This window comes from Sinorhizobium sp. CB7 (assembly GCF_041357635.1).
In the GTDB taxonomy this organism is placed as follows: domain Bacteria; phylum Pseudomonadota; class Alphaproteobacteria; order Rhizobiales; family Rhizobiaceae; genus Rhizobium.
Window position 1 is genome coordinate 90,807 of the sequence record NZ_JAULLL010000018.1, and the last position, 12,898, is coordinate 103,704.

Sequence of the window (12,898 nt, forward strand, 5' to 3'; positions counted from 1 at the left end):
TCAGGATGAATACAGGATGCTTGAGAAAATATCGGGAGTGCGCATCCCGGACAGTAAAATCGCGCGTGAAGCGACTGAGTTTATTCGAGATACCGAGAGTCATTTGCTGTTCTATCACTCGGTCCGGGTCTATTTCTGGGGAGCCATGACGGGGAACCGGAGGGGCCTGAGCTTTGACCCGGAACTGCTCTATACGGCCGCCATGTTCCATGACATCGGCCTCACTGCACGCTACGAAAACAGCCAGCTACGCTTCGAGGTGGATGGCGCGAACGCCGCGCGTGATTTTCTTCGGGGACATAGTATCTCCGAAAGCGATATCGAGACGGTCTGGAACGCCGTCGCTCTCCACACGACGCCCGGCATACCGGAATTTATGCGTCCGGAGATCGCGCTGGTGCAGGCCGGGGCCGGCATGGATGTGGCCGGCCGCGGTTATGACGAATTTACTGACGCGCAGCGCGAGGCCGTTATCGCCGCCTTTCCCCGAGAAGCCGACTTCAAGCATGGGATCATCGATGCCTTCTATGAGGGCATGAGGCACCGTCCCCACAGCACATTCGGAACCTTCAACGACGATGTCCTGGCGTTCAAGGATCCGGACTTTCAGCGGATAGACATGTGCAGCATCATTCTTGCGTCAAATTGGAAGTGCTGAATTAAAGCAGCTTTTCGCTCAGCGTCGAGGCTTCGGCCTTGTGATATGTGCCCCCGCCTTGGCGGGGTCAGCGTATGGAGTGCTGCATCCAACATCCTCTTGCTGGTGACAGCGGAGGGCGTGCATCGCCAGATAGGCAACCGCTGGGCAAGGACGACCTTTTGCCGCCGGTGCGGAGTAGAGCAGGTCGGGCAATGAAAAAGGAAGCAAAGATGCCAAACGAACTCACAATGATGGCTTACCGCGTGCATGAATTTGGTCCGCCCGAGATAATCCGGGCGGAAAGGATAGAACGGCCGGTGCCTGGAGAAGGGGAGGTGCTGATCAAGGTAAAGGCGGCAGGTGTCGGACCTTGGGACGGCTGGATTCGCTCAGGCAAGAGCGTTTTGCCGCAGCCCTTGCCGCTCACGCTCGGCTCGGACCTTGCGGGAATCGTGGAAATGGTAGGACCAAATGTTCGAGGTTTCGAACCCGGCGACGCCGTCTATGGGGTGACCAACCCGCGCTTCATCGGCGCTTATGCCGAATATGCCGTCGCCAGCGCCGCCATGATTGCACACAAGCCGAAGAGGATCGATGACATCGTCGCCGCCTCGATCCCAGTGATCGCGGTTACCGCACGGCAGGCGCTTTTCGATCAGGCTCGTCTCAACGCGGGTCAGACAGTCCTGATCCACGGTGCAGGCGGCAATGTTGGCGGCTATGCCGTACAGTTTGCCCGCAGCGCCGGCCTGAGAGTCATTGCGACCGCAGGTGCAGAAGACATCGAAACAGTGCGCAGCCTCGGCGCTGCTGAGGTAATTGACTATCACAGCCAGCGTTTTGAGCTCAAAGTGACGGGCGCCGACGTCGTCATCGACTTAGTTGGTGGTGAAACGCAGAATCGCTCGTTCGCTGTCCTGAAACCTGGTGGCAAGCTGATATCAGCGGTGTCGCAGCCGGATCAGGAGCTAGCCGAGAGACACGGTGTCACAGCCGCGTTTTTCCTCGTCAGCGTGACGACTATGCAGCTTGAAGAGATCTCCAAACTGATCGACGGAGGCCACCTGAAGAGCAATGTCGGGACCGTCCTTCCGGTGAGCAAGGCTATCGAAGCGCACGAAATGCTCGAAGGCAAGCGGAGCCATCCCAAGGGGAAGATCGTCCTCAATGTTGCAAGCTGAGGCCGGCACCGAATCTTCGCTGCTTAGTGAACGTCCAATCGCTTAACACCGTCGTACCAGCGGCGCCTAAATTACACCTTTGCAGCGGCAGCCACCGACGTAAGCTCTCCAGCTTCCGATTTTGCCATCGACGCGCAGAGGGCCCCTATGAGCGGGAGTAGCGCACCGGGTAATTCCAGCATCGACAGATGTCCGGTGCCGGGTAGCACATGCATGACGGCCTGGGAGACACGGGTAAGCAGCTCTGCTTACAACAGATCCGGCGTGTCGACCCTATCGAGCTCGCCGACGATGACGACGGTGGGCACGTCAATGGCGTCGACGTCTGCCGTGACGTCCTCCTGGCTCATGGCTTGGGGGCCTCGGTGATTTCGCCGATGTCTCCACTTCATTTCGAGATTCGGGGAACCTTGCGGGGCAGGGGGAGTTTGCAGGAGAAATTTCTGGAAAGGGCCGATATGCAGAAGACGAGAGCTCCGACCGTCGTTATCACCGGCTCCAGCGGTTTTCTCGGGCAGGCAATCGCGCAAAGTCTTCTGGATCGCTATCGGGTTATCGGACTCGATGTGGTCCAGCCGAAAAAACCGCTGAGCGGCATGGACACGATCGAGATCGACCTGACCTCCGACAAGAGTGTTGAGCATGCGATGGCGGAGATCCGGAAGCGAAGCGGCGACCGCATCGCCTCGGTCATCCATCTGGCTGCTTACTACGATACGACCGGAGAAGAGAACCCGAAATATGACGCGGTCACGGTCCAGGGTACACGCCGGCTGCTAGAGTCGTTGCGAAAGTTCGAGACCGAGCAGTTCATCTTTTCCAGCACGCTGCTCGTCCATGCGCCGAGTCCGAAGAAAGGAGAGAAGATCACGGAGGATTCACCTCTGGATCCCTCCTGGGCCTATCCCAAGTCCAAGGCTGTGACCGAGCCCCTGATCGCTGAGCGGCGGGGTAGCATCAAGACGGTGATTCTGCGGTTGGCGGGCGTTTACGACGAGGATTGCCGCGCTGCCTTCATCGCGCAGCAGATCGCGCGAATCTTTGAACGGCTGCCGACGGCCTATCTATTTGCTGGTGATATGACGCATGGCCAGCCTTATCTGCATCGCGACGACCTGACGGATGCCATCGGCCGGACGGTGGATCGCCGTGCAGAGCTGCCGGATGAAACGACCCTGCTGATCGGCGAAGAGGAGACGCCGTCCTATCAGGACCTGCAGCGGGATATCGGAAAACTCGTTCATGGTGAGACTTGGCGCACCCTGGCGCTGCCGAAAAGCGCTACAAAGCTTGGTGCCTGGATCCAGGACGAGGTATTGGGCGAGGATACTTATATCCGCTCCTGGATGATCGAGACATCAGACGACCACTTCGAAATCGATATTTCCCGCGCCGATGCGCTGCTCGGCTGGCAGCCTCGGCATAGCCTGCTCGGCACATTGCCGGAAATGATTGCCCGGCTGAAGGCCGATCCGACCGCCTGGTATGCCAAGAACAAGCTTGAGCCGTCAGTGGTTGCCGCCTCCACGCCTGAGCTTGATGAAGCGGCGAGGCGCTTGCGCGGTCCGCTGGAGCGGCCGGTGGAAGAGGTCGACGCGGCGATCGAACGGCATCGAAGGATGACGCTGTGGGCGCCGCTGGCAAATGTCGCGCTGGGGCTCTGGCTGCTCACCTCGCCGTTCCTCTACGGTCTTTTCGACCCCGTGAATGCTCCGCTGCCGCCGGCATTGGGCCATCAGCTTCCGCCACCGGAAATTCGCAATGCCTGGATGGGATTGAGCGAAATCCTTTCCGGACTGCTGATTCTTTGCCTGGCTCTCGCCGGCATGCCGCGGAAACGCATGTGGCTTCAGTGGCTGACGGCTGCAGTCGGCGTCTGGGTGATTTTCGCACCGCTGGTCTTCTGGACATCCAGCGCGGCCGCTTATGGCAGCGATACTTTGGTCGGCATGCTTGTGGTGGCCTTTGCCGTCATGATTCCGCCGACACCGGGGATCAGCCGCCGCGCACTTGCGGGCGATGACGACAGGCCGCTCGGATGGAGTTATTCGCCGTCCGCCTTCACGCAGCGCATCCCAATCATCGCGTTCGCCTTTGTCGGTCTCTTCGTGTCCCGTTATCTTGCCGCTTATCAGCTCGGACACATCGAAAGCCTATGGGATCCGTTCTTCGGGCCGGGCGCGTCGCCGACCCGCAATGGCAGCGAAGCCGTCGTGACCTCATGGGTATCGAAGGGCTTCCCCATACCGGACGCCGGCCTCGGTGCTTTCGCCTATGCGCTCGATATTCTCACCGGCGCCATCGGTGACCGACGGCGCTGGCGCACCAAGCCCTGGATGGTGCTGCTCTTCGGCCTGCTGGTCGTTCCGCTCGGCGTTGTGAGCGTAAGCTTCATCATCATACAGCCTCCGCTCATCGGCGCGCTTTGCACGCTCTGCATCCTGCAGGCCGCGGTCACCGTGGTGATGATTCCCTACTCGATCGACGAGGTTCTGGCGAGCTGTCAGTATCTTCGCGGCGCCGACCGCGCCGGCGAGCCGTTCTGGCGGACTTTCTGGCGCGGCGGACCGGCGCTGTCGGAAAATCAAACGCCCGAACCCGACCTCGATCGGTCGGCTGTGGCTCTATTGCGTGACTTTGCGACCGGCGGGGTCAATTTCCCCTGGACTTTGGCCGCCAGTATCGTCCTCGGAGCTGCTTTGATGGCAACACCGCTCGTCATCGGTTCTCAACCGCCGCTCTATTTCAGCGACCATGTCGTCGGTTGTCTGGTGATCCTCGTTGCGGTGACTGCCATGGCTGAGATTGCCCGCCCAGCCCGGTTTCTCAACATCGTGCTGGGGGCCTGGATAGCGATATCGCCGTTTATCCTGGAAGGCGGAAACAGTACCGGAATATTCTTCAACGGCGCTGCCGGTCTTCTTCTGATCGGGCTCAGCATACCGCGCGGCACACGGAGCGCAGAACACTATGGCGGCTGGGACCGGATCATCGTCTAAGGCTTCATCCCCGCCGCATCAGACGAGCCAGGGATATGGGTTCCGATACTTGATGCTTTGCGCTGTTTTCAATCTGAGTCTAATTTCCAAATGCCCCGTATCATGAATGGCGCCATTCTTCGACCAAGGGACGACACTGCGCTTTTGGTCATGACGGCCGGACTGTCGTCGGATGGAACTGACAGGAAACAGTCGCGATCAGAGTAATGGCAACGCCAGGGTCATGGCAGCTTCGAGACGGTGTCAATCTGGCGGGGGAGCATTCAAATGCAGAAGAAAACGGGCAGCTGCCTATGCGGCGGCGTATCCTATGAGGTTCAAGGAGAATTACGGCACGTTGTGGCGTGTCATTGCAATCAATGCCGAAAAACCTCAGGACACTATGTTGCAGCAACTCAAGCCCTGCAGGCGAATGTGGCGATCACGGGTACCACCCTCAACTGGTTTCAATCGTCTGATACCGCCGAGCGGGGTTTTTGCGGCACCTGCGGCAGCAATCTGTTCTGGCGCAGGCACGGCAATCCTTACATCTCGATCTTGGCCGGAACGATCGATGGGCCAACCGGTTTGAAAATTGAAAGCCAGATTCATACGGAATCGGCCGGCGACTACTACGATCTGCCGCATGTCCCGATTATTGATCAATCGCAGCTATCTTGATTTGTTACTCTTGAAGACATCGCCAGCGCGGCGCGACGGAGGATGGTGCGGTGGCGGCAGGCGTATTCAGTTCAGCGGAACAAATAGTCCATGTAATGTGTCTTCGTGGTGATATCAGGATATGTTATATTTTGTCGTTGCCTCTGAGTAATTGGTAAGTTTAGTCGATCCGACATTTTCATGAAGATGAAGCAAAGTGCGTAGCCAGTCTCGCGAAGCGAGATCCTGTGCCTGGCACTATGGATGGGAGACCGAAAGTGCGCTCTTTACTTTCTCGTGTGATAATCGCAGCCTTGATCCTGTCTTATCCCGCAGTCGACGCGTTGGCGGGATCACGTGCTTTAACATACTGCAGTGGCTATACTCATGGACGGACCCAGCCGTATCGCTGGAGTGCACCGTATGAGTTCATTGGCACCCAATTCGTTCCTCTCTGGCTACCCGGGATGATACGGCGGCCCTGGTGGTTATCGGAGGTGTACAGCGAACTTCGAGCAGGCAAGCAACAGCTATATTGGAACCGTGTCCATGGTTATATTTCGCAGGCGGAATATATGCGGTTGAACAACGATGTGGGGCGGATCAGTGTCTCAGCGCTCAGCGCTGCCGAACTCTATTACGGGACCACGCCTAGACTGCAGTACATCACCTTACGGCGTCATCTCGGCGAGCTTAGGCGGAGGATTTGCGCGGGGAGCCCGTAATTCGCAGCCGCGTTGCCGATCGATCGGTCCGCCTTGTATCCCCGTCCGGATATTCCTCCGCGCCGGCCGGCGCGGGCGATTGGACATGGTGTGGGACCCTCGCACCTTGTAGATCGGGGACTCAGCTGAGGAAACTGCTCAACAAAGCATGTCGCGGGGTTGCGAATGGATTCACGACCGTGACGCCTCCCCATGTAAATCCCTCGTGCAGATCCTCCGACAACAGGATACGGCAACCGGCTTGGGAGGCTGCGGCCAGGATGACGGCATCCCATATGCTGAACTGGTGATCGGTGACGAGGTCCACGGCCGTCACCATCGTCTCGGGCGTCGTCGCGACGACCGGAAAGGTGTCTTTCCAGCCCAGCAAGGCATTCCGCGCATCGTTGCGGCTTCTTCCGGCCTTGCGCACCAGAACGTTGAAAAGTTCTCCGAGCACCTGGACCGGGATAACGGCGGATGCTTGTGGAATCCGCCGCAGGAGATCGAGTACGATATCGCGCTTCTCGATACTGTTAACCCCTTCGGCATAGGCGAGGACGTTCGTGTCGAACGCGACCTTCACTGATCGTCCTCGTAAAGCTCGTCGCGTGACCAAGGACCGGCATTGACGATGGGCTGCTTCTCAAGCCGCGAGAGCAGGGCGGAACGTGCGCCCGTTGCGACATCCTCGCGTGCATCGGCAGGAAGGATGCGAGCAACGGCTCTGCCATGGCTGGTCACGACATAGCTGTTTCCCTCCCGTACGCCGCGCAGGATAAGGGAGAAATGACGATTGGCGTCTGCTGCGGAAATGGCTTTTTCCATGGTGGACCCATAAAGTAGTGATAATACCTACATAATGGGGCTTTTCCAATTTGGCAACTGGGTATGCCGTTGTTGGCGGGCACAGGATTCTCACCTCGCTTTTCGAGGGGTCGACAGCAGGAGGTCCATGCCACTGGCAAGGATATCGTTGACTTGCGATCTACCCCGGCACACTGGTTTGCTATCTATTTGGCTATTTTATATTTATTCGCTACTTCTCTTATTTCGATGAAGCTTTTATCGCACCCCAAATAATGTCGATGCGCTCGGATTCAGCCCCATTGCAAAACAGGTGCCGCTCTTTCAGTGTTGATGATCTGATGGCAGATCCCTCCTTTGCCGCTGCTCTCCGCGATGCCGCGTTGGAGTTGCTGGCGATCCACCATACAGCGCCGAGAGTAGTGCGCTATGTCGCCGACCTGCAGAAGTGGCTGCTCAGCCAGGCGGCATTGGCAATGCATTTCGAGCGCAAGATCAATCCAAGCTGTCCGCCGGTGACGGTCTCCAGTCTCGCAAAATTCTTGGTCGAGAACCGTGTTGCCAGTCACAACACCGCGGTATCGCTTCTGAAGGAGATGGCGCACTATAAACTATTTGAGCCGGTGGAAAGCAGGGACCGGCGCACGAACGCCATGCAGGCCGCCGCCCATGCGGAACAGCTGATCCGGCGATGGCTCGACGGACACCTGCGCTCGCTCGACAGCATGGATGCGGGCGATCGATATCACCGGTCCCAGGTCGATCCAACGATACTGTTTCGCGCTCAGCCGCAAATCGCACGTCGGCTCTTCCATCATCCGGGCTGGTACAGCCCTCCCGAAAGCATCGCGCTCTTCGTCAAGTCGGAATCCGGTAGCAATATATTGCACGACCTTATGTCGCGCGTGCCGGCAACGGCAGACCTGGGAGAGCGGTTGTGGATAGGCGCTGTCTCCGCGCGACTTGCCGCCGACAACTACGTCATTTCCCGCAGTCACGCCGGCAGGTTGCTGGCAACTGCCCAGTCCAAGGAATTATTGGGATGGGAGACTGTCAAGAGGAGCGGAGACTGCTGGGTTTCGGTCAAGCTGGTGCTCGACTATAGACGGTGGCAGGCCGTGAAATTTTCCGTCATTTCCGAGGTGCTGGCGGAAATCTAAAGCCTCTCGCGTGAAAAGAGATTCACGCGATGCAGACGCGCCTTCAGGAAATGGTCGATCATCTGCGTGGAGATATTGAAAAGGTCGAAGAGCCGCAGTTGAAGGCGATGTTCGAGACCGCGGCCGAAGTGCTGCTCGGGCTAAGGAGAGCCTTCAGCGACTACAAACAGAAGAACGAGGCGGCATGGCGCTAGAATGTGGGCTTTCGGGAGGTTGTCCGTGTCGATGCGCTGGATGAGAGGTCGTTGCAGCTCCCGAATTTTATTCGCAGCCATCGGATTCGCCTCGAGTTTTGCCCCTCACCCAAGCGGGGCGAGGGGACAATCGAGCAAGCGGCGGCTAGAAGAACCTACTTCGCGGAGAGCATCGAGCGGGGCCATCATCCTCATAGCGCCAGCCTCAGCGCCAGAACCGCTTCGAATCCAGCACGTCATCGAGAGCCGCCTGAGCCGCGTCGATCAGTTCTGCCTTGTCGGCGTGGGAGATCACGCTCTCACGCGCGGGGTGATCGGCGAGATCATGCTTCTCGAGCACCGCGGGTCCGCTCGCCAGATCGTTGAGTGCTCCCAGGTGATCCTGCAGATCCTCCATGGCAGCCATGAACCGCTTATGGCGACCGGCGCCTCGCCTGTCGTCGAAAAGCGAGGCGAAGAACTCGCCCGCGTATCGCAGCTTCTTTGCATCTTTGCGCGCCTCGTGACGTTGCTGGTCATCGACCTCGGCGAGCGCGCGGCCATGCTTCTTCAGTTTCTTGCGCATCCGATCGAGCGCTGCGCCCGCGAAATCCGACGCTTTCATCTCATGGACTTCTTCAGTGTCCGGTAGGAGGAGGTCGTTGCCGCAATGGAGCCATTCGTTGAAATCGAGCATGAGTGCGCGTGCGCGCGAAGAGCTCAGCGCTTCGAGGGCATCGTCGTAAGCCGCCTCACGCGCGGCCGACAATCGTTGCCAAAGATCGTCGTCCATTGCCTTCGGGAGGAGGACGTCCAGATTGCGTGCTTCGCCTAAAACTCCCGCGAGCCAGCGAAGCTCGTCCTTCAGTCGTTGTGGCTCCTCGCCCTGCAGCAACGGCTTGTACAGGGAAAACGCGGACCTCAGACGGCGCAGCGCAACCCGCGCCTGGTGCAGGGCCTCTGCGTTTCGATGGCGGAGAAGGATGTCCTCGTTCATTCGGAACTGCCGGAAGCATGACGCCGCGATCGCCTGAAAAGATGCGGCCGCATGCATGCTTTTGTCGAGATGCACGCTTTCTGCCTTGTGGAAGAACTTCTGCGCTTCGATAAGACTGAAGCCTCTTTCCGCCTTGGATCGGATCCCGAAGCGAACCGGCGCGAGCGCTTCGATCTTGCGGACAAGGACGAACAGGTCCTTCGGCTCGCCATCCTTCAGCTCCAGTTCCAACTCACGCACGTCTGTGTTCCGCTCTCCGGATATGACGACGCCCTGGTCAAGGGCGACCTCGATCGTTGAACCGGACTCCTCGACGCTCCAGATCCGCCGCTCGACCTCGACGTCAAACATCGGCCTCAGCTCAAGGTCGGAGCCGAACTCGCTCGTGAGCGGATTCGAGTGATCGAGAACGGGCGCATCTCCCTCGAGAGGCGTCTCCCATTCCGATCGCGTAAATAGCGACGCACTCTGTCCTGTCGCCTTCACGGTCTGTATCCGAGCTTCGCCGGTCCGCCGGATGCGGACTGTGAAACCGCTGGTGAACAGCCTGCGATCTTCGGTATCGAAATAGATCGAGGTCTGCTTCAGGATTTCCGGTTTTCCGAGAAGATCGGCACGAGTGAGCCTCTTGATGATTTCCGATGAGGGTTCGAGCTTGACTTCGATTTCGGACGGCAATTGCAAATCTCCCAATCTTCAGAGCAGCACTGCGAAGGCGTGAGCAGATCGTTTGGTTATGCCACTGATTCGCGAGGGCATTATTGATTTGAGGCGGTGCCAGCCGTTCAGCGCCTCCGCGATCATGCTTGCATACATGTTGAGATTGATCAGCATGCCAAGCGCGATCGTGACGAATGTCGGCCCTAGAAGTCTGGAGAGAAATAACGATCGATCCAAGAGGCATCCTCCGCCCCGCATAAGGCCAGTCATTATGTAAGTGCAGGCGTCAGCGCGTCAAATGCGTGAGCATGGAACCTGGAGTCCAACAAGCGCCCCCAATGAGCGAAGTCCGGCGTCTTGGATCAGGCGGCGCAACTTCAGTCGATCCACCTTAGCATTCGCAGCCGCCCTCAGGGGCACCGCTGGATACGAAGGTCGTCCGCCTTCCACACCTCATTGACAATAGCGACTTCTGAGCTAATCTCCCGAGAATTGGTATGGCCACCTGACCACTTCCAATCGCGCGTGAGGAAGAAACGATGTTTTCAGCCGTGGAATCGCAGCGACTTTATCGCCAAGTGGCCGATCAGGTGCGTGCGTTGATCGAGAAGGGGGAGCTTTCGGCCGGTTCGCGCCTTCCAGCCGAACGCGAGCTGGCGCATATGCTGGGCGTATCCCGTCCGACGATCCGTGAAGCGCTGATCGTGCTGGAGGTGGAAGGTTTCATCGATATTCGTATGGGGTCCGGCATCTATGTGACGGCGCGCAAGCAGCTTTCCACGGACTCGCCGCCGGAAGATTTCGAAGGACCATTCGAATTACTAAGGGCGCGCGCAGTCGTCGAATGTGCGGTCGCCGAAGAGGCAGCCCGGCTGGTCCGTCAGGAGCACGTTGCGCTGATGGACGATAATCTCGCCAAGATGGCGTCGGCGCTTGATGATCAGCGGCGGGCGTTGGCATTGGATCGCGAATTTCATGTCATCGTTTCGGGTATCATTGCCAATGCGACGCTCAATCGCTTCATCGGCAGCATTCACGATATGCGCATGACGCCCTATTTCGAAAAGCTCGCTAGCTATTTCGAAAATACGCAGACCTGGCGGGCGGCGATGGAGGAGCATCGCGCAATCAGGGATGCGATTGCCGCGGGCGATCCGGCTGCGGCGCGCGCCGCCATGCGTGCCCATCTCGATCAGTCACAGCTTCGCCTGTCGGAAAGCTTCGAGGGCGAATCGGTGGGCAACGGCATACCCGCTGCATGGAGGCGTATCGCTAACCATTAGACGCATATTCACTGGTTCAACTGGGAGGAGGAAACCATGAAGTTGAAAGTGAAAATAATCCTGGGCACAGCCGCGGTCGTTCTGGCCTCGGCTTTCGCGGCGCAGGCACAGACCGTGCTGAAATGGGCACATGTCTACGAGACATCCGAACCGTTCCATACGGAATCCGTATGGGCGGCGGAGGAGATCAACAAACGCACTGACGGCCGCTACAAGATTGACGTCTTTCCAGCGTCGCAGCTCGGCAAGGAAGCGGATATCAACCAGGGCCTCAAGCTTGGAACGGTTGATATCATCATCTCGGGGTCAAGTTTCGCGGCCCGCGAATATCGCCCGATCGGGGTCACCTATTTCCCCTACATCTTCCGCGATCCGAACCATCTGATCGCCTATACCAAGAGCGACGTGTTCAAGCGTCTGGCCGAGGGTTATGAAAAGGCCTCCGGCAACCATATCGCTGCTGTCACTTACTACGGCACGCGCCACACCACCTCAAATAAGCCGATCTCCAAATGTGCCGACATGAAGGGCCTGAAGATCCGTGTTCCTGATGTCCCGGCCTATCTCGCCATGCCACGAGCCTGTGGTGCCAACACCACGCCGATTGCCTTTGCAGAAGTCTATCTTGCCCTTCAGAATGGCACCGTCGAAGCGCAGGAAAATCCGCTAACGACCATTGAGGCCAAGAAATTCTTCGAAGTTCAGAAGAACATAGTCCTGACGGGTCATATCGTCGATCACCTCAACACAGTCGTCTCCGGGAGCCGCTGGGCGAGCCTCTCGGACGAGGACAAGAAGATCTTCTCCGAGGTCATGTCGGAGGCTGCCGAACGTGCCACGAAGATCATCGAGGAGCGCGAGAAGGCGCTGGTCGATAAATTCAAGGGGATGGGCGTCTCCGTCGCCGAAGTCGACAAGGCGGATTTCGAGAAGAACGTCATGGAAAAGGTCAAGCTCGAGGACTTCGGCTACAAAAAGGAAGACTGGGAAGCCATTCGCGCCATCAAATAGTTGGATGACGCCGCCGGCCTCACGATCGCGAGGCCGGTCTTTCCCCACCATTGCCGAAAGACCATCATGTCGAAAGAAATCCATACTCAAATAACGGCCGAAGAGATTGCGCAATCCTTCGAGGATACGGCACCGACTGCACATGCGACCGACTATGGCTTCGAAGACTGGCTGACGCTCATCATCTTTTGGCTGATGACGGGGTGTGTCTTCCTGCAGTTCTTCACCCGCTATGTGCTCAACGATTCCTATGCTTGGACCGAGGAGATCGCCATCAACTGCCTGATCGGAGTGGTCTTCCTGGGCTCAGCGATGTGCGTGCGCATTTCGCGGCATATCCAGGTGGATGTGCTCTATCATTATCTTCCGTCCGGGGCGGCTCGCGCGCTTTCCGTCTTCGTCGATGTCGTTCGCATTGCCTTCTTTGCCTATGCCTGCTGGCTGATGTGGCGTTACGTCGAAGTCGTCGCCCATGAGCGAATGGTCACGATCGATCTCCCGCGGAGCATCGTCTTCTACAGTGTCATGGCCGCATTCGTCCTGATGCTCGCCCGCTCCATTCAGGTCTTCATCGGCAATCTGCGCCGTGGCTATTCCGTGCTCGAACGACCCGAAATGTTCCAGAAGATCGAGGATTGATCGCC

13 protein-coding genes are annotated in these 12,898 nt (G+C 58.1%); 9 read left to right on the forward strand and 4 right to left on the reverse strand.

Annotated features, from left to right (window positions below):
• Positions 1–16: 16 nt before the first annotated feature.
• From AAE029_RS27965 to AAE029_RS27980, 4 genes are all read left to right on the forward strand, one after another.
• Positions 17–658, forward strand: a complete 642-nt coding sequence (locus AAE029_RS27965; RefSeq protein WP_371076174.1) for an HD domain-containing protein — start codon at positions 17–19, stop codon at positions 656–658.
• Between the two features lie 212 nt (positions 659–870).
• A complete protein-coding gene (locus AAE029_RS27970) occupies positions 871–1,821 on the forward strand; it encodes an NADP-dependent oxidoreductase (protein ID WP_371076175.1) in 951 nt (316 codons plus the stop codon).
• 458 nt (positions 1,822–2,279) lie between these two features.
• Positions 2,280–4,820: a vitamin K epoxide reductase family protein gene (locus tag AAE029_RS27975; protein WP_371076176.1), complete on the forward strand. Its 2,541-nt coding sequence runs from the start codon at positions 2,280–2,282 to the stop codon at positions 4,818–4,820.
• Between the two features lie 267 nt (positions 4,821–5,087).
• Positions 5,088–5,480, forward strand: a complete 393-nt coding sequence (locus tag AAE029_RS27980) for a GFA family protein (protein ID WP_371076177.1) — start codon at positions 5,088–5,090, stop codon at positions 5,478–5,480.
• Between the two features lie 825 nt (positions 5,481–6,305).
• On the opposite strand, the gene AAE029_RS27985 is transcribed toward AAE029_RS27980, so the two are convergent.
• Both AAE029_RS27985 and AAE029_RS27990 read right to left on the reverse strand, forming a co-directional pair.
• The gene (locus AAE029_RS27985; RefSeq protein WP_371076178.1) at positions 6,306–6,749 is read right to left on the reverse strand and encodes a PIN domain-containing protein; all 444 of its coding nucleotides are present in this window, start codon (positions 6,747–6,749) and stop codon (positions 6,306–6,308) included.
• Positions 6,746–6,991 (reverse strand): type II toxin-antitoxin system Phd/YefM family antitoxin, encoded by a 246-nt coding sequence (locus AAE029_RS27990; protein WP_371076179.1) that lies wholly within the window; start codon positions 6,989–6,991, stop codon positions 6,746–6,748. Before AAE029_RS27990 ends, AAE029_RS27985 begins: the two co-directional genes overlap by 4 nt.
• 320 nt (positions 6,992–7,311) lie before the next feature.
• Between AAE029_RS27990 and AAE029_RS27995 the strand changes: the two genes are divergently transcribed.
• Together AAE029_RS27995 and AAE029_RS28000 are read left to right on the forward strand one after the other, a co-directional pair.
• Positions 7,312–8,130 (forward strand): hypothetical protein, encoded by an 819-nt coding sequence (locus AAE029_RS27995; protein WP_371076180.1) that lies wholly within the window; start codon positions 7,312–7,314, stop codon positions 8,128–8,130.
• Between the two features lie 29 nt (positions 8,131–8,159).
• Positions 8,160–8,324, forward strand: coding sequence for a hypothetical protein (locus AAE029_RS28000; RefSeq protein ID WP_371076181.1), 165 nt, complete (start codon positions 8,160–8,162; stop codon positions 8,322–8,324).
• Between the two features lie 205 nt (positions 8,325–8,529).
• On the opposite strand, the gene AAE029_RS28005 is transcribed toward AAE029_RS28000, so the two are convergent.
• Both AAE029_RS28005 and AAE029_RS28010 read right to left on the reverse strand, forming a co-directional pair.
• Positions 8,530–9,978 carry a CHAD domain-containing protein gene (locus tag AAE029_RS28005; RefSeq protein ID WP_371076182.1) on the reverse strand — a complete coding sequence of 483 codons (1,449 nt, stop codon included), beginning with the start codon at positions 9,976–9,978 and terminating at the stop codon, positions 8,530–8,532.
• Positions 9,979–9,996: 18 nt separating this feature from the next.
• Complete coding sequence (locus AAE029_RS28010; RefSeq protein WP_371076183.1) at positions 9,997–10,197, reverse strand: hypothetical protein; 201 nt, start codon at positions 10,195–10,197, stop codon at positions 9,997–9,999.
• Between the two features lie 302 nt (positions 10,198–10,499).
• On the opposite strand from AAE029_RS28010, the gene AAE029_RS28015 reads away from it, so the two are divergent.
• The 3 genes from AAE029_RS28015 (at position 10,500) to AAE029_RS28025 (ending at position 12,893) form a co-directional block, all read left to right on the forward strand.
• Entirely contained in the window at positions 10,500–11,243 is a 744-nt protein-coding gene (locus AAE029_RS28015) for a FadR/GntR family transcriptional regulator (RefSeq protein ID WP_371076184.1), read from the forward strand.
• Between the two features lie 36 nt (positions 11,244–11,279).
• A complete protein-coding gene (locus AAE029_RS28020) occupies positions 11,280–12,254 on the forward strand; it encodes a sialic acid TRAP transporter substrate-binding protein SiaP (RefSeq protein ID WP_371076185.1) in 975 nt (324 codons plus the stop codon).
• Positions 12,255–12,320: 66 nt separating this feature from the next.
• Positions 12,321–12,893 (forward strand): TRAP transporter small permease, encoded by a 573-nt coding sequence (locus AAE029_RS28025; RefSeq protein WP_371076186.1) that lies wholly within the window; start codon positions 12,321–12,323, stop codon positions 12,891–12,893.
• Positions 12,894–12,898 lie beyond the last annotated feature (5 nt).